Raw genomic sequence first — 16,397 nt, forward strand, 5'->3', positions numbered from 1 at the left:
TTGCAGGGCGAAGTTATCTCTCGCAGTCGCTGGCCAGCAATGACCTTCCCGGGATGACTTCAAGAAGAAGCAAACCCAGTTGAACCGGCTCTCGCGTGCCGCCGTGACCTTGGGCAGGGAGCACGAGCACGATCGAGCCCCCTGACAACCGCGAGGAACAGAGCCGTCACATGCCCGTCGTACCCAACCCGTCCCCGACCCCCGACCAGACCGCATCCACCGTGGCAACAGCGCCCGCAACGCGAGGAGACTCCGTGGCAACCGACGCACCGCCCCCCTCGAAAGAGCAACACAAACTCCCCAGCACCGAGGAGTTCGCCGCGGTGCAGGAGAGCGCGGAGTTCGGTGAACTGCGCCGCTCCTACCGCTCCTTCGCCTTCCCCCTGACCGTCGCCTTCATCGCCTGGTACCTGCTGTACGTCCTGCTGTCGAACTTCGCGGGCGACTTCATGGGCACCAAGCTGTTCGGCAACATCAACGTCGCCTTCGTCCTGGGCATCGCCCAGTTCCTCACCACGTTCCTCATCGCCTGGTGGTACTCGCGGCACGCCGCCGCGAAGCTCGACCCCAAGGCCGAGGCGATCAAGTCCCGCATGGAGGGCGACGCATGAGCGGCATCGCGCAGCAGAGCGTCCTGGCGGCCGGCGAGGCCAGCGAGCACCGACCGCTGATCATCAGCCTCTTCGCGGTGTTCGTCCTCGCGACCCTCGTCATCACCGTCTGGGCGGGCCGCCAGACCAAGGACGCCGCCGACTTCTACGCCGGCGGACGCCAGTTCAGCGCCTTCCAGAACGGCCTCGCGGTCTCCGGCGACTACATGTCGGCCGCGTCGTTCCTCGGCATCGCGGGCGCCATCGCCCTCTTCGGCTACGACGGCTTCCTGTACTCCATCGGCTTCCTGGTCGCCTGGCTGGTGGCCCTGCTCCTGGTCGCCGAACCGCTCCGCAACTCCGGCCGCTACACCATGGGCGACGTTCTGGCGTACCGCATGCGCCAGCGCCCGGTCCGCACCGCGGCCGGCACCTCCACCATCGTCGTCTCGATCTTCTACCTGCTCGCGCAGATGGCCGGCGCGGGCGTCCTCGTCTCGCTGCTGCTCGGCATCACCTCCGACGCGGGCAAGGTCGGCATCGTCGCCCTCGTCGGCGTCCTGATGATCGTGTACGTCTCCATCGGCGGCATGAAGGGCACCACCTGGGTCCAGATGGTCAAGGCGGTGCTGCTGATCAGCGGCACCATCCTGATCACCTTCCTGGTGCTGCTGAAGTTCAACTTCAACATCTCCGACCTGCTGGGCACGGCCGCCGAGAACAGCGGCAAGGGCACCGCCTTCCTGGAGCCGGGCCTCCAGTACGGCGCCACCGGCACCTCCAAGCTGGACTTCATCTCCCTGGGCATCGCCCTGGTCCTCGGCACCGCGGGCCTGCCGCACATCCTGATCCGCTTCTACACGGTGCCCAACGCCAAGGCCGCCCGTAAGTCCGTGAACTGGGCCATCGGCATCATCGGCGGCTTCTACCTGATGACGATCGCGCTCGGCTTCGGCGCCGCGGCCCTCATCGACCAGGACGAGATCATCGCGTCCAACCCGTCCGGCAACACGGCCGCACCGCTGCTCGCCCTGCACCTGGGCGGCGTCGACTCGGCGTGGGGCGCGATCCTGCTGGCGACCATCTCCGCGGTGGCCTTCGCGACGATCCTCGCGGTGGTGGCCGGTCTGACCCTGGCCTCGTCGTCCTCGTTCGCGCACGACATCTACGCCAACGTCATCCGCAAGGGGAAGGCCTCCGGCAAGGAGGAGGTCCGCGCGGCCCGCTGGGCGACCGTCTTCATCGGCATCGTCTCCATCGGCCTGGGCGCCCTCGCCCGCGACCTCAACGTGGCCGGCCTGGTCGCCCTCGCCTTCGCGGTCGCCGCCTCCGCCAACCTGCCGACGATCCTGTACAGCCTCTTCTGGAAGAGGTTCACCACTCAAGGCGCCCTCTGGTCGATCTACGGCGGTCTGATCGTCGCCGTCGGCCTGGTGCTGTTCTCGCCCGTCGTCTCCGGCGACCCGAAGGCGATGTTCCCCGACGTCGACTTCGCCTACTTCCCGCTGAAGAACCCGGGCATCATCTCCATCCCGTTCGGCTTCGCCATGGGCTGGCTCGGCACCGTCCTGTCCAAGGAGGAGCCCGACGCCGGCAAGTACGCCGAGCTGGAGGTCCGCTCCCTCACCGGCACCGGCGCGCACTGAGAAGAGCCGCTGAGAACAGTCACTGAGAAGAGCCGCTGAGAAACGCCCGCTGAGCGGCCGCGTAGTAGGTCTCTACGACGCGGCCGCTCAGTACGTCGTGTGATCGGGCTCTGTCGATGTCAGTGCGGTCACGTAGGCTCACAAGTGACGGAAAGAGAAAGCTCCGCGACGAGGGAGGGGGCCCACGTGCTCATCGACACCTACGGCCGAGTGGCCACCGACCTGAGAGTCTCCCTGACCGACCGGTGCAACCTCCGCTGTACGTACTGCATGCCCGAGGAGGGCTTGCAGTGGCTGGCCAAGCCCGACCTCCTCACGGACGACGAGATCGTCCGCCTGATCGACATCGCGGTCACCTCGCTCGGCATAGAGGAGGTCCGCTTCACGGGCGGCGAGCCGCTGCTGCGCCCGGGCCTGGTGGGCATCGTGGAGCGCGTGGCGGCTCTCGAACCCCGCCCGCAGATGTCGTTGACGACCAACGGCATCGGCCTCAAGCGCACCGCCACGGCCCTGAAGGCGGCGGGCCTGGACCGGGTGAACGTCTCCCTGGACACCCTCCGCCCGGACGTCTTCAAGACCCTGACCCGCCGCGACCGCCACAAGGACGTCATCGAGGGCCTGTACGCCGCCCGCGAGGCCGGCCTGACCCCGGTGAAGGTGAACTCGGTCCTGATGCCGGGCCTGAACGACGACGAGGCCCCCGACCTCCTCGCCTGGGCGGTCGAGCACGACTACGAACTCCGCTTCATCGAGCAGATGCCCCTGGACGCCCAGCACGGCTGGAAGCGCGATGGCATGATCACGGCGGGCGACATCCTGACCTCGCTCCGCACCCGCTTCGACCTCACGGAAGAGGGCTCGGAGAAGCGCGGCTCGGCCCCGGCGGAACGCTGGATCGTCGACGGCGGCCCGCATGTCGTGGGCGTCATCGCCTCGGTCACCCGCCCGTTCTGCGCGGCCTGCGACCGCACCCGCCTGACGGCCGACGGCCAGGTCCGCACCTGCCTGTTCGCAACGGAGGAGACGGACCTGAGGGCGGCGCTGCGATCCGGGGCAGGGGATGAGGAGATCGCCGGTATCTGGCGGACGGCGATGTGGGGCAAGAAGGCAGGCGCAGGGTTGGATGACCCGACATTTGTACAGCCGGACAGGCCCATGTCGGCGATCGGTGGCTAGACGTACCTAGGGGCGCGGGGAACTGCGCGACCAGCCCCCACCAGCCCGCAGACTCAGTCCTCCCACTCCTTGAGCAGGACGACATCCTTCAAGAACCCTCGCACCCCGAGGAACTGCGACAGATGCTCCCGGTGCTCCTCACACGCCAGCCAGGTCTTCCGCCGCTCCGGCGTGTGGATCTTCGGGTTGTTCCACGCGAGGACCCAGACGGCGTCCAGCCGGCAACCCTTGGCCGAGCAGATCGGGGCGGTTTCTTCAGTCACTGACTCGTCTCACAAAGTGCGCCAAACAAGGCGACGCCGAGCAGCCACGGGGGGAGCTGCCCGGCGTCGGTCTGTCGCTCCGACGGGGGATGCGGAGCGCGTAGGAAGTATGTCACGGGTAACCCGTCGCCCGGCACTGGAACAACATGATTGATCTGAGCTTTTCTTGAGCTTGGTGCGGGGCCGACTTCCGGATCCGACGCCTCCGCCGACGCCTCCGCCGAGGTCACGTCCGCGGGCGCGGCTACCCCCGGACACCCGCCTCCGGATCGCCCACACCGTCTTCCGGGAACGATTCCGCGGATGCGTCCTGAGCCCTGGGCGGTGCGATCATCGGCCGGGTCGGCGCGGTCACGAACGTCGACGGCAACGACGGCGCGTTCTCCCGCCCGGCGTTGGCGATCACGACCGAGATATAGGGGAGCAGTGCCCCCAGAACCAACGCGACGATCGCGACGTGCCGTTCGACGTTCCAGAGGGTGGCCGCGAGGATCACCGACAGCGTGCGCACGGACATCGAGATCACATACCGCCGCTGCCGGCCACGCACATCGTCCTGAAGGCTCTGCCGGGCCCCGGTGATCCGGAAAACCTCGGCGTTGCCTGCCGCGTGCTGCTTCCGCATCACATTCCACCATCCGCCCGCATCGGACTCTCCCCGGCCCGTACCCGCCCCGCCCCCGGCAGAAGTACCGGACCCGGACACGTCCTACGTTACGCCGCGCCTCCGCCGCCTACGAGACCGGGGCACCTCCCGCCTGGGCGAACGAACTGCGCCGTAGCACGTACGGCTTACTCGACATGCGCCGTACGGCGCATGGGCCGACACTGGGCGTAATGCTCACGTCGAGCCGTACTAGGAGGCAGCCATGGGCTGGTTGTGGGCGATCATCGTGGGATTCGTGCTGGGCCTGATCGCGAAGGCGATCATCCCCGGCAAGCAGCACAGTCCCCTGTGGTTGACGACCATCTTCGGCATGCTGGGCGCCATCGTCGGCAACGCGATCGCACGCTGGGCGGGCGTCGACGCGACCTCCGGCATCGACTGGAGCCGCCACGCATTCCAGCTGATCGCGGCGATCATCATCGTGGGCGTGGGCGACATGCTGTACATGGCAACGCTGGGCAAAAAGAAGCAGCAGGCCTAGCCGAATCGTGCCCTACAGGGGCGCGGGGAACTGCGCGAGCAACCACGACGAGAGTGGCAGCCCGCAGTCCTCCGCGCCCCTACGGCGTTCTACGGCGCTTTACGCCCCGACGACCTCGACAGCGGCAAGGTTCTTCTTCCCCCGCCGAAGCACCAGCCACCGACCGTGCAGCAGCTCCTCCGTCGCAGGCACCGCGTCCTCGGCCGTGACCTTGACGTTGTTCACGTAGGCCCCGCCCTCCTTCACGGTCCGCCGCGCAGCGGACTTGCTGGCGACCAGACCGACCTCGGCGAAGAGATCGACCACGAGCCCGAGCTCGGCGACCTGGACGTGCGGCACCTCGGAGAGCGACGCGGTGAGCGTCTTCTCGTCGAGCTCCGCCAGCTCGCCCTGACCGAAGAGCGCACGGCTCGCGGCGACCACGGCGGCCGTCTGGTCCGCCCCGTGCACCAGCGTCGTCAGCTCCTCCGCCAGCGCCCGCTGCGCGGCCCGCGCCTGCGGCCGCTCCTCGGTCTGCCGCTCCAGCTCCTCGATCTCCTCGCGGGACTTGAAGCTGAAGATCCGCAGGAACTTGGAGACATCCCGGTCGTCCGCGTTCAGCCAGAACTGGTAGAAGGCGTACGGCGTGGTCATCTCGGGGTCGAGCCAGACCGTGCCGGACTCCGTCTTGCCGAACTTGGTGCCGTCGGCCTTGGTGATCAGCGGAGTGCCCAGCGCGTGCACCACGGCCTCCGGCTCGACCCGGTGGATCAGGTCGGTGCCCGAGGTGAGGTTGCCCCACTGGTCGCTGCCGCCGGTCTGGAGCGTGCAGCCGTACCTGCGGTACAGCTCCAGGAAGTCCATGCCCTGGAGGATCTGGTAGCTGAACTCGGTGTAGCTGATGCCCGCGTCGGAGTTGAGCCGCCGGGAGACGGCCTCCTTCGCGATCATCTTGTTGACCCGGAAGTGCTTGCCGACGTCCCGCAGGAACTCGATGGCCGACAGCCCCTGGGTCCAGTCGAGGTTGTTGACCATGACCGCGGCGTTCGGCCCCTCGAAGTCCAGCAGCGGGGCGATCTGGCCGCGCAGCCGCTCGACCCACTGGGCGACGATCTCGGGGGCGTTGAGCGTGCGCTCGGAGTTCGGCTTCGGGTCACCGATGAGGCCGGTGGCACCCCCGACCAGGCCCAGGGGACGGTTGCCCGCGTCCTGGATCCGGCGCATCGTCAGGATCTGCACGAGGTTGCCGAGGTGCAGGCTGGGCGCGGTCGGGTCGAAGCCGCAATAGAACGTGACGGGGCCGTCCGCGAACGCCTTGCGCAATGCGTCCTCGTCAGTGGAGAGGGCGATCAGCCCGCGCCACTTCAGCTCGTCGACGATGTCCGTCACGGTTCTCTTGTCTCCTCGGATGATCTTCGGCGGTCGGGTGACAACCAGCTACGAGGTTATACGCCCCGACTGACAGAGCTCATATTGAAGTCCGGCACCCGCAGCGCCGGCATCGCAGCCCTAGTGAACCAGTCGCTCCACTCCCTCGGCAGCGTCTTTTCCGTGCGCCCGGCCTCGGTGGCCCGGCCCAGCAGGTCCACCGGCGACTCGTTGAACCGGAAGTTGTTGACCTCGCCGGTCACCTCGCCGTTCTCGACGAGGTAGACGCCGTCCCGGGTCAGCCCGGTCAGCAGCAGGGTGGCCGGGTCGACCTCGCGGATGTACCAGAGGCAGGTCAGCAGCAGCCCGCGCGCGGTGTTCGCGACCATCTCCTCCAGGGAGCGGTCCTCGCCGCCGTCCAGGATGAGGTTGTCGATGCCCGGCGCCACCGGCAGCCCGGTCAGGCCCGCGCTGTGCCGGCTGGTCAGCAGATTGCTCAGCTCACCGCCGCGCACCCACTCGGTGGCCGTCAGCGGCAGCCCGTTGTCGAACACCGACGAGTCGCCGCCGGAGGAGTGCGCGAGGACGAACGGCGAGGACTCCAGGCCCGGCTCGTTCGGGTCGCTGCGCAGCGTCAGCGGCAGCTCGGTCAGCCTCTCGCCGAGCCGGGTGCCGCCGCCGGGCTTGGAGAACACGGTCCGGCCCTCGGCCGCGTCCCGGCCCGACGCCGACCACATCTGGTAGATCAGCAGGTCCGCCACGGCGGTCGGCGGCAACAGCGTCTCGTACCGCCCGGCCGGCAGATCGTGCTTCCGCTCGGCCCATCCCAGGCGTACGGCGAGTTCGGCGTCCAGCGCCGCCGGGTCGACGTCCTTGAAGTCCCGGGTGGAGCGGCCCGCCCAGGCCGAGCGCGTACGGTCCGGGGACTTGGCGTTGAGCTCCAGAGTGCCGTTGGGCTGGTCGTGCCGCAGCCGCAGCCCCGTCGACGTACCGAGATAGCTGGAGACCAGCTCATGGTTGGCGAAGCCGTACAGCTCGCGGCCGCCCGCACGCGCGCGTGCGAAGGACTCACCGAGCGCCGGGGCGAAGTCGGCGAACACCGCGGAGGAGGTCTCGGAGGGCGCGTCCGTGAAGTCCGGCGACACCGGTACGTCCCTGACCAGCGGCTGCGCGTCCTCGGCGGGCGCGGCCCCGCGTGCGGCCTCCTCGGCGGCCCGGACCAGGGGCTCCAGCTCGTCCACGGTGACGGCGGCCCGGGACACGACTCCGGAGGCGGTGCCCTCCTTGCCGTCGACGGTCGCGATGACGGTGAGCGTGCGCCCGCGCGTGACGCCGTTCGTGGTGAGCGCGTTGCCGGCCCAGCGCAGGTTCGCCGTCGACTGCTCGTCGGCGATGACGACACAGCCGTCGGCCCGCGACAGCTCCAGGGCACGCTCGACGATCTCGTGCGGCTTGTTGGTGCGGGCGCTCATCGACCGGCCTCCTGCGTGGTGTTGAGAATGTTGACGCCCTTGAAGAGGGCCGAAGGGCAGCCGTGCGACACCGCCGCGACCTGCCCCGGCTGGGCCTTGCCGCAGTTGAACGCGCCGCCCAGGACGTAGGTCTGCGGTCCGCCGACGGCGGCCATGGAACCCCAGAAGTCGGTGGTGGTCGCCTGGTAGGCGACGTCCCTCAGCTGACCGGTGATCCGGCCGTTCTCGATCTTGAAGAAGCGCTGTCCGGTGAACTGGAAGTTGTAGCGCTGCATGTCGATGGACCAGGAGCGGTCGCCGACGACGTAGATACCGCGGTCGACGCCGCCGATCAGATCCTCGGTCGACATTCCGGCCGGATCGGGCTGCAAGGACACGTTGGCCATGCGCTGCACCGGCACATGGCCGGGGGAGTCGGCGAACGCGCAGCCGTTGGAGCGCTCGAAGCCGGTCAGCTTCGCGATCCGCCGGTCCAGCTGGTAGCCGACCAGCGTGCCGTCCTTGACCAGGTCCCAGGACTGGCCCGCGACGCCCTCGTCGTCGTAGCCGACGGTCGCGAGGCCGTGCTCGGCGGTGCGGTCACCGGTGACGTTCATCAGCTCGGAGCCGTACTTGAGCTTGCCGAGCTGGTCGAAGGTGGCGAAGGAGGTGCCGGCGTAGGCGGCCTCGTAGCCCAGGGCGCGGTCCAGCTCGGTGGCATGGCCGATGGACTCGTGGATGGTCAGCCACAGGTTGGACGGGTCGACGACGAGGTCGTACAGGCCCGCCTCGACGCTCGGCGCCCGCATCTTCTCGGCGAGCAGCTCCGGGATCTCGGCCAGCTCGCTCTCCCAGTCCCAGCCGGTGCCCGTGAGGTACTCCCAGCCGCGGCCGACCGGCGGCGCGATGGTCCGCATGGAGTCGAACTCGCCGCTCGACTCGTCGACCGACACCGCCGTCAGCGACGGGTGCAGCCGCACCCGCTGCTGGGTGGTCACGGTCCCCGCGGTGTCGGCGTAGAACTTGTTCTCATGGACGGTGAGCAGCGACGCGTCGACGTGGTTGACGCCGTTCGCCGCGAGCAGCCGCGCGCTCCAGTCCGCGAGCAGCCCGGCCTTCTCCTCGGCGGGCACGGTGAACGGGTCGATCTCGTACGACGAGATCCACGTCTGCTCGGCGTGCACCGGCTCCCCGGCGAGCTCGACCCGCTCGTCCGATCCCGCGGCCTTGATCACCTGGGCGGACAGCTTGGCCATCGCCACCGCCTGCGAGGCGACCCGGGCGGCCGCGTCCATGCTCAGATCCACGCCCGACGCGAAACCCCAGGTACCGCCGTGCACGACCCGTACCGCGTACCCGAGGTCGGTGGTGTCCGACGATCCGGCGGGCTTGGCGTCCCTGAGCCGCCAGGAGGCGCTGCGCACCCGCTCGAACCGGAAGTCCGCGTGCTCGGCGCCCAGCGCACGCGCGCGTGCCAGCGCGGCGTCGGCGAGGGCGCGTAGAGGAAGCGCCGTGAAGGCTTCGTCGATGGTATGAGGCACCGGAGATATCTCCCTGCTGTCGTGACCTGTGGACTCCGATCATGTCGCGCGGGCGGGTCCGGGGACCATAAGTTTCCGTCTGCGATCGGCCTCTTCTGTAGGGACCCGACAGTGAGTCCCGTTAGCCACTGTCGGTGCCCGAATGTCCGCACGCCCAGGCAGACCGATAGGTTTCGAAGGAAGCCGCCTGCCTTCGAGGTTCCGGGCGGGTGTGTCAGACCGCTATCGAAAGGGTGATCCGTTGAGCCGCTCGGTTCTCGTCACCGGAGGCAACCGGGGCATCGGCCTCGCCATCGCCCGCGCTTTCGCCGATGCCGGCGACAAGGTCGCGATCACGTACCGCTCGGGTGAGCCACCTGCCGCCCTGACGAAATTGGGCTGCCTGGCCGTCAAGTGCGACATCACCGACCCCGAGCAGGTGGAGCAGGCCTACAAGGAGATCGAGGACGCGCACGGCCCGGTCGAGGTCCTGATCGCCAACGCCGGCATCACCAAGGACCAGCTCCTGATGCGCATGTCCGAGGAGGACTTCACGTCCGTCCTCGACACCAACCTCACCGGCACCTTCCGCGTGGTCAAGCGCGCCAACCGCGGCATGCTGCGCGCCAAGAAGGGCCGCGTCGTCCTCATCTCCTCGGTCGTGGGTCTGTTCGGCGGTCCCGGCCAGGCCAACTACGCCGCCTCCAAGGCCGGCCTGGTCGGCTTCGCGCGCTCCCTCGCCCGTGAGCTGGGCTCGCGCAACATCACCTTCAACGTCGTCGCGCCCGGCTTCGTCGACACCGACATGACCAAGGCCCTCACCGACGAGCAGCGCGAGAACATCGTGAAGCAGGTGCCGCTCGGTCGTTACGCGCAGCCGGAGGAGATCGCCGCGACGGTGCGGTTCCTCGCCTCCGACGACGCCTCGTACATCACTGGAGCCGTCATCCCGGTTGACGGCGGACTGGGAATGGGTCACTGAACACCATGGCTGGAATCCTCGAGGGCAAGAAGATCCTCATCACCGGTGTGCTGATGGAGTCCTCCATCGCCTTCCACACCGCCAAGCTGGCCCAGGAGCAGGGCGCGGAGATCATCCTCACCGCGTGGCCGCGTCCGACCCTCACCGAGCGCATCGCCAAGAAGCTGCCCCGGCCGGAGAAGGTCAAGGTCCTGGAGCTCGACGTCTCCAACGACGAGCACCTCGCCCGCCTGGAGGGCCAGGTCCGTGAGCACCTGGGCGACAAGCTCGACGGCGTGGTGCACTCCATCGGCTTCGCGCCGCAGGACGCGCTCGGCGGCAACTTCCTGAACACGCCGTTCGAGTCCGTGGCCACCGCCATGCACGTCTCCGCCTTCTCCCTGAAGTCGCTGACCATGGCGCTGCTGCCGCTGATGACCGAGGGCGGCTCCGTCGTCGGCCTCACCTTCGACGCGCAGTTCGCCTGGCCGCAGTACGACTGGATGGGCCCGGCCAAGGCCGCCCTGGAGGCCACGAACCGCTACATGGCGCGTGACCTGGGCAAGCACGACATCCGCTGCAACCTGATCTCGGCGGGTCCGATCGGCTCCATGGCCGCGAAGTCGATCCCCGGCTTCGCCGAGCTGGCGGCCGTCTGGGACAGCCGTTCCCCGCTGGAGTGGAAGCTGGAGGACCCGGAGCCGGCCGGCAAGGGCGTCGTCGCCCTGCTGAGCGACTGGTTCCCGAAGACCACGGGCGAGATCGTGCACGTCGACGGTGGTCTGCACGCCATCGGAGCCTGACACACTCCCACGGTGAGGGCCCGCGTTCCCAGGAACGCGGGCCCTCACTCGTTCGGCCCATCCGGGCGGGCGGGCGGGCGGCACAACTGGGCACTCTGGATTACGCGTTCACCACGCATCCCTCCCCAGCACGGCCGAGGAGGTCCCCCTTGTGCGCCTGTCCCGCAGCCTGGCCCCAGCGACCGTCGCCGTAGCTCTCCTGCTGACCCTGCCGCACGACGCGTCACCGCACGCACGCGTGGCCGCCCCGAAGGCCGAACGGCCGCAATTGTTCGGCGCGGCCTGCTACAGCAAGGTCACCGGCTCCCATGTGACCGCGTACTGCCACAACCCTTACCCCGACGTCGACCGGGTCCGGCTGCACATCGAGTGCGACCGCTGGTGGGACGTCGACAGCGACGGCGCCCCGGTCGAGGCCGGACCGGCCCAGACGGTACGGCTGCAGGGCCGCTGCTGGAAGGAAGTCCGCTCGGTCTGGGTCAGCCATCAGAAGCGGTGAACAGCCCGGGTCGGCACTGGAACGGATAGCTCGCCGCCCGCAGCGCGGCCGCCTCCGCGTCGCTCGCGCGGATCGCGTCCACCAGCCCCGAGTGGTCCAGGTGCGTCTCCGGCGTCAGCTCCTCGCCCACGTCGTCGCGCAGCCAGTCCCGCAGGACCTCGCCGAGGTCCGCGTACATGGCCGTCATCACGTCGTTGTGGGACGCGGAGACCACCGCCAGATGGAACGTGGCGTCCGCCGCCACGAACGCCTCCTTGTCGCCCGACTCCCACGCCTGCTCGCGGCGCAGCAGCAGCGCGTCGAGCTGCTTGAGGTCCTTCTCCGTACGCCGCTCGGCGGCCAGCTTCGCCGCGGCCGACTCCAGCGTGGAGCGCAGCTCGGCGATGTGCCGGGGGTCGGCGTCGGCGAACCGGCGGTGCATCACCCCGGCCAGCTCGCTGGTCGCCACGACGTAGGTGCCGGAGCCCTGGCGGATGTCCAGCAGACCGTTGTGCGCGAGCGCGCGGACGGCCTCACGGACCGTGTTGCGGGCCACCCCGAGCTGCTCGACCAGCTCGGGCTCGGTCGGGATACGGGAGCCCACCGGCCACTCGCCCGAGGTGATCTGCTGCCGCAGCGCGGCGATGACCTGCTCGGACAGCGCCGAGCGGCGGGGGTGGCTCAGAGGCATGGCACACCTTCGCACGAGAACACCGGCTCAGGGCGGCCGGGGGATGGACAACCAATCATCCCATGATTCTATGATGGGCGTCATGGCAAGCGAGGAAACCCGGACGACGACGTCCACACGGATACGACGGACACCGCGGACACAGGGCTCGGCGGAGAGCGAGTCCCCGGAACCGGCCACGCGCGCGTGGACGACACGGCTGCTCGTGCTCGCCATCGTCCTGGCCGCCGTCAACCTCCGCCCCGCCATCACCAGCCTCGGCGCCCTCCTGGAGGAGGTCCGCGACGGACTCGGCATGAGCGGCAGCGTGGCCGGGGTGCTGACCTCCGTGCCCCCGCTCTGCTTCGCCGTCTTCGGCGTCATGGCGCCACGCCTGGCCCGCCGCTTCGGCCCGGGCGCGGTGGTGTGCGCCGGCATGGTCGCCATCACGGCGGGCCTGCTCGTACGGCCTTACGCGGGCGGCACGGCCGGCTTCCTGGCCGCCAGCGCCCTCACCCTCATGGGCATCGCCGTCAGCAACGTCCTGATGCCCGTCATCGTCAAGCGCTGGTTCCCGGACCGCGTCGGCTCCATGACCGGCCTCTACTCCATGGCCCTCGCCCTGGGCACCGCGGCCGCGGCCGCCGTGACCGTGCCGGTGACCGACAGACTGGGCGGCAGCTGGCAGACCGGCCTCGCGGTCTGGGCGGGACTCGCCGCCGCGGCCGTACTGCCGTGGCTTCCGTTCGTACGGCGTCCAGGGGCGGCGCCCGCCGAACAGGCGCCCGCGCGCGGGGAGCGGCAAGAGCCCGCGCTGCGGATCACCCGGAGCCGTACCGCCTGGGCGCTCGCCGTCTTCTTCGGACTCCAGGCCACCGCCGCCTACATCACCATGGGCTGGATGGCGCAGATCTTCCGGGACGCGGGGGTGCTCGCGAGCACGGCCGGACTGCTGCTGGCGGTCACGATGGTGATGGGCGTCCCGCTCGCCTTCGTCATCCCGCGCGTGGCCGCCCGCCTGCCGCACCAGGGCCCGATCGTCCTCGTGCTCGGCGTCTGCGGTCTCGTGGGATACGCGGGCCTCTACTTCGCTCCCGCCGGCGGAGCCTGGGTCTGGGCCCTGCTGCTCGGCGTCTCCAACTGCTCGTTCCCGCTGGCCCTCACGATGGTCGGGATGCGGGCCAGGACCGGCGCGGGCGTCGCCCAGCTGTCCGCGTTCGCGCAGAGCACCGGCTATCTGCTCTCCATCCCGGGCCCGCTCCTGGTGGGCGTGCTCTATCAGCACAGCGGCGGCTGGGGGCTGCCGATCGCCCTCATGGCGGGCCTGATGGTCCCGCAGATGGTCGTGGGCGTCCTGGCGGGACGCGACAGGACGGTCGAGGACGAGGCGACGACCCGCTGACGCGAGCTCGCGGGCCGGGGACGCCACCCGGGCCGCTTCGGTGACGCCCCCCGCCGCTCCGCTGACGAGACCCCGACGGTTCCGGCGCCGGTAGCGGGTGCGAGACTTGCCGTATGCCAGTGCTCGACCCGAACCCGCAGAACGGCCAGAAGAAGATGCTGCTCGTCTTCGGCGCGTTCCTCGCCATCTTCGTGATCATCGCCGTCATCGCGTCGATCGCCTCACCCTGAACCGGCGGGGGTGAGGCTAGCCCCACCATCCCCTAGGGGGCGAGTCTCAGGGTCAACTGGGTGGATCACCGGATGGGTTGGGGGCCCGGGATTCCGTAACTTCGAGATGTGACCGCGGCACAGCGGACCACCGGCCCACTCGAAGACGCGGAGGCACCCATGTCGGCCCCAACGCACACCCCGCCCCACCCGGCGACCCGGGGACGCGTCGACATCCGGCTGCCCTGGTGGGCCCTCGCCCTGCCCACGCTCGCCTTCATCACGCTGCTCGCGCTGATACTGAACCCGTCCGACGCGCACGCCGCCGCGGGCGACCCCGCGATCGCCCAGCTCTTCGAACGCATACAGCAGCTGGCCACGCGCTGAGCGCGCCCTCGGCCGACCTGTCCGGACAGGCGCCCCGCACTCGCGAAGCCGCAAGTCAACTCCCTGCGCCCGTTGGCGTGTTTCATGCGAAGCTGGGACCCATGAGCGTCGCAGAACCCCGCAGGATTGTCCTCTTCCGGCATGCGAAAGCCGACTGGCCACAGGTGACCGACCACGAGCGGCCGCTCGCCGACCGGGGCCGGAAGGATGCCGCAGAGGCCGGACGCAGGCTGGCCGACACCGGAATCCCCTTCGATCTGGCCCTGTGCTCCACCGCGACCCGGACCCGCGAGACGTGGAAACTCGCCGTGCAGGAGTTCGCGCACCGGCCGAAAACCGTCTATGAGGAGCGGGTCTACGAGGCCTCGCCAGGCGAACTGATCGCCGTGCTCAACGAGACGCCCGACGACGCGCAGAACGTGGTCCTCATCGGCCACAACCCCGGCGTGCAGGGCCTCGCCGACATCCTGGCGGGTGCGGCCGAGGGCGATGTGCGGGAGCGGATGAGCCGCCGCGGCTTCCCCGCCGCCGCGTTCGCCGTCCTGTCCTTCACCGGCTCCTGGAAGGCGCTGGAGCCAGGCGTGGCCACCCTCCTCGACTACTGGGCACCCTCCGAATGATCCGACCGCTGTGAGGCGGCTGTGACATCGGCATGAGATCGACATGAGGAGGGCCCGGCGCCATGACGGCACCGGGCCCTCCTCCTGCTTCCGGGCGTGGCTTCCGGGGGCGCGCCTCAGAGGACGTCGTCGTGCGTGTGCGTGTCCGCCGCCTCGACCTCTTCGCGGGTCACGCCCAGCAGATAGAGCACGGTGTCCAGGAAGGGCACGTTCACCGCGGTGTGGGCAGCCTCCCGCACCACCGGCTTGGCGTTGAAGGCGACACCGAGGCCGGCCGCGTTGAGCATGTCCAGGTCGTTGGCGCCGTCGCCGATCGCCACGGTCTGCGCCAGCGGCACCCCCGCCTCGGCGGCGAACCGGCGCAGCAGCCGCGCCTTGCCCGCGCGGTCCACGATCTCCCCGGTGACCCGGCCGGTCAGCTTCCCGTCGACGATCTCCAGGGTGTTGGCCTGGGCGAAGTCCAGCCCCAGCCGCTCCTTCAGATCATCGGTGACCTGGGTGAACCCACCGGACACGACACCTACTTGGTAGCCGAGACGCTTGAGGGTACGGATGAGGGTGCGGGCGCCGGGGGTCAGCCGCACCTCCGTACGCACCTTCTCCACGACGGACGCGTCGAGCCCCTCCAGCAGCGCCACGCGCGCGTGCAGCGACTGCTCGAAGTCCAACTCACCGCGCATCGCGGCCGCGGTGACCTCGGCGACCTTGTCCTCACAGCCCGCGTGCGCGGCGAACAGCTCGATGACCTCGTCCTGGATGAGCGTGGAGTCGACATCCATGACGACGAGCCGCTGCGCCCGCCGGTGCAGCCCGGCCGCGACGACGGCGACATCGACACCGAGCGCGGCGGCGTCGGTCACGAGCGCGGTCCGCAGCGGCTCGGTCTCCACACCGGACACCGCGAACTCCACCGCCGTCACCGGGTACTTGGCGAGCCGGAAGATACGGTCGATGTTGCCGCCGGCCTTCGTGATCCGCGCGGCGATCGCCGCGGTCGACTCCGCGGTGAGCGGATGCCCGAGCACGGTGACGAGGGAACGGCCGAGCCCACGGGGCCGGTTGTCGCCGAGCCCGGAGATGATCTCGGCCTGCATCTTCATCGACTCCGCCCAGCTGTGGACGGTGGCCCGCAGATCGCCTTCCAGCCCACGCGGCGGCTCGGTCACGAGCGCGCACAGGACCATCCGGCCACGGGTGACGACCTGCTCGATGTCGACCACGTCGACCGAGTAGGCGGCGAGAGTGTCGAAGAGCCCGGCCGTGATGCCCGGCCTGTCCTTGCCGAAGATCTTGACGAGAAGGGTGGGGACGTCGGAGGTCTGCGAAGCGCTCATGGTGTACCCACCGTATCCGGCACCCAGTGCCTTCCGCCCCTGAGGTCCGCCTGGCGGACAGGGAACACTCCGTGTCGCGCAGGTGGCGGGGGGCTTACGGGGTGGGTACGGGGGTGTGGTGGGTGCCGGGTGGATGCGGGGTGGGTGGAGGGGTGGATATCGGCCAGGGGGTGGGCGTGTTGGGGTGGGCGGGGTCGGGGGGATGGGGCGCTGGAGGCCGGGAACCGAGACCGGTGCTGTGGTGCTGTGGTGCTGTGGTGCTGTGGTGCTCTGGAGCCGAGACCGGAGCGCCGTGGAGCCAGGGAACCGGGACCGAAGCGCCGGGAACCGAGAGCGGGAGCCGGGATGCAGCAGCATCGGGGAGCGGTGCGGTGCGGCGCGGCGAGGCTGCG

18 protein-coding genes are annotated in these 16,397 nt (G+C 69.7%); 11 read left to right on the forward strand and 7 right to left on the reverse strand.

Features of this window, described 5'->3' with window-relative positions; translation table 11 throughout:
• Positions 1–254: 254 nt before the first annotated feature.
• The 3 genes from ABZ928_RS46600 (at position 255) to moaA (ending at position 3,412) form a co-directional block, all read left to right on the forward strand.
• Entirely contained in the window at positions 255–611 is a 357-nt protein-coding gene (locus ABZ928_RS46600; protein WP_361533886.1) for a DUF485 domain-containing protein, read from the forward strand.
• Positions 608–2,236, forward strand: coding sequence for a cation acetate symporter (locus ABZ928_RS46605; RefSeq protein WP_361533889.1), 1,629 nt, complete (start codon positions 608–610; stop codon positions 2,234–2,236). The genes ABZ928_RS46600 and ABZ928_RS46605 overlap by 4 nt, the downstream gene beginning before the upstream one ends.
• 186 nt (positions 2,237–2,422) lie before the next feature.
• Positions 2,423–3,412: a GTP 3',8-cyclase MoaA gene (moaA, locus tag ABZ928_RS46610; protein WP_361533892.1), complete on the forward strand. Its 990-nt coding sequence runs from the start codon at positions 2,423–2,425 to the stop codon at positions 3,410–3,412.
• A 53-nt stretch (positions 3,413–3,465) separates the two neighbouring features.
• Here moaA and ABZ928_RS46615 read toward each other — a convergent pair whose 3' ends face one another.
• Positions 3,466–3,675 (reverse strand): hypothetical protein, encoded by a 210-nt coding sequence (locus ABZ928_RS46615; protein WP_361533895.1) that lies wholly within the window; start codon positions 3,673–3,675, stop codon positions 3,466–3,468.
• A gap of 244 nt (positions 3,676–3,919) precedes the next feature.
• Positions 3,920–4,300, reverse strand: a complete 381-nt coding sequence (locus ABZ928_RS46620; protein WP_361533898.1) for a DUF3099 domain-containing protein — start codon at positions 4,298–4,300, stop codon at positions 3,920–3,922.
• A gap of 244 nt (positions 4,301–4,544) precedes the next feature.
• On the opposite strand from ABZ928_RS46620, the gene ABZ928_RS46625 reads away from it, so the two are divergent.
• On the forward strand, positions 4,545–4,823 hold the full coding sequence (locus ABZ928_RS46625) for a GlsB/YeaQ/YmgE family stress response membrane protein (RefSeq protein WP_361533901.1): 279 nt from the start codon (positions 4,545–4,547) through the stop codon (positions 4,821–4,823).
• Between the two features lie 99 nt (positions 4,824–4,922).
• Here ABZ928_RS46625 and tyrS read toward each other — a convergent pair whose 3' ends face one another.
• The 3 genes from tyrS to ABZ928_RS46640 are packed head-to-tail and all read right to left on the reverse strand — an operon-like array spanning position 4,923 to position 9,162.
• Positions 4,923–6,191: a tyrosine--tRNA ligase gene (gene tyrS / locus ABZ928_RS46630; RefSeq protein WP_361533904.1), complete on the reverse strand. Its 1,269-nt coding sequence runs from the start codon at positions 6,189–6,191 to the stop codon at positions 4,923–4,925.
• Positions 6,192–6,247: 56 nt separating this feature from the next.
• A complete protein-coding gene (locus ABZ928_RS46635) occupies positions 6,248–7,642 on the reverse strand; it encodes a metallopeptidase TldD-related protein (RefSeq protein WP_361533907.1) in 1,395 nt (464 codons plus the stop codon).
• Entirely contained in the window at positions 7,639–9,162 is a 1,524-nt protein-coding gene (locus tag ABZ928_RS46640; protein WP_361533910.1) for a TldD/PmbA family protein, read from the reverse strand. The genes ABZ928_RS46635 and ABZ928_RS46640 overlap by 4 nt, the downstream gene beginning before the upstream one ends.
• Positions 9,163–9,403: 241 nt before the next feature.
• Between ABZ928_RS46640 and fabG the strand changes: the two genes are divergently transcribed.
• The 3 genes from fabG (at position 9,404) to ABZ928_RS46655 (ending at position 11,404) form a co-directional block, all read left to right on the forward strand.
• Positions 9,404–10,123 carry a 3-oxoacyl-[acyl-carrier-protein] reductase gene (gene fabG / locus ABZ928_RS46645; protein ID WP_361533913.1) on the forward strand — a complete coding sequence of 240 codons (720 nt, stop codon included), beginning with the start codon at positions 9,404–9,406 and terminating at the stop codon, positions 10,121–10,123.
• Positions 10,124–10,128: 5 nt separating this feature from the next.
• Positions 10,129–10,905, forward strand: a complete 777-nt coding sequence (fabI, locus tag ABZ928_RS46650; protein ID WP_361533916.1) for an enoyl-ACP reductase FabI — start codon at positions 10,129–10,131, stop codon at positions 10,903–10,905.
• 151 nt (positions 10,906–11,056) lie between these two features.
• Complete coding sequence (locus ABZ928_RS46655) at positions 11,057–11,404, forward strand: hypothetical protein (RefSeq protein WP_361533919.1); 348 nt, start codon at positions 11,057–11,059, stop codon at positions 11,402–11,404.
• Here the strand turns inward: ABZ928_RS46655 and ABZ928_RS46660 are convergent.
• Positions 11,385–12,074, reverse strand: a complete 690-nt coding sequence (locus ABZ928_RS46660) for a FadR/GntR family transcriptional regulator (RefSeq protein ID WP_361533922.1) — start codon at positions 12,072–12,074, stop codon at positions 11,385–11,387. The two genes, ABZ928_RS46655 and ABZ928_RS46660, sit on opposite strands and share 20 nt — an antisense overlap.
• A gap of 70 nt (positions 12,075–12,144) precedes the next feature.
• Here ABZ928_RS46660 and ABZ928_RS46665 point away from each other — a divergent pair, with 70 nt between their 5' ends.
• The 4 genes from ABZ928_RS46665 (at position 12,145) to ABZ928_RS46680 (ending at position 14,671) form a co-directional block, all read left to right on the forward strand.
• Positions 12,145–13,455 carry a CynX/NimT family MFS transporter gene (locus tag ABZ928_RS46665; protein WP_361533924.1) on the forward strand — a complete coding sequence of 437 codons (1,311 nt, stop codon included), beginning with the start codon at positions 12,145–12,147 and terminating at the stop codon, positions 13,453–13,455.
• A gap of 113 nt (positions 13,456–13,568) precedes the next feature.
• Complete coding sequence (locus ABZ928_RS46670) at positions 13,569–13,685, forward strand: SGM_5486 family transporter-associated protein (RefSeq protein ID WP_266829118.1); 117 nt, start codon at positions 13,569–13,571, stop codon at positions 13,683–13,685.
• 159 nt (positions 13,686–13,844) lie between these two features.
• Entirely contained in the window at positions 13,845–14,051 is a 207-nt protein-coding gene (locus ABZ928_RS46675) for a hypothetical protein (RefSeq protein ID WP_361533927.1), read from the forward strand.
• Between the two features lie 101 nt (positions 14,052–14,152).
• Positions 14,153–14,671, forward strand: a complete 519-nt coding sequence (locus ABZ928_RS46680) for a histidine phosphatase family protein (RefSeq protein ID WP_361533930.1) — start codon at positions 14,153–14,155, stop codon at positions 14,669–14,671.
• A gap of 116 nt (positions 14,672–14,787) precedes the next feature.
• On the opposite strand, the gene serB is transcribed toward ABZ928_RS46680, so the two are convergent.
• The gene (gene serB, locus ABZ928_RS46685) at positions 14,788–16,005 is read right to left on the reverse strand and encodes a phosphoserine phosphatase SerB (RefSeq protein WP_361533933.1); all 1,218 of its coding nucleotides are present in this window, start codon (positions 16,003–16,005) and stop codon (positions 14,788–14,790) included.
• Positions 16,006–16,397 lie beyond the last annotated feature (392 nt).

This window comes from Streptomyces sp. NPDC046909 (assembly GCF_040644695.1).
Lineage (GTDB): Bacteria > Actinomycetota > Actinomycetes > Streptomycetales > Streptomycetaceae > Streptomyces.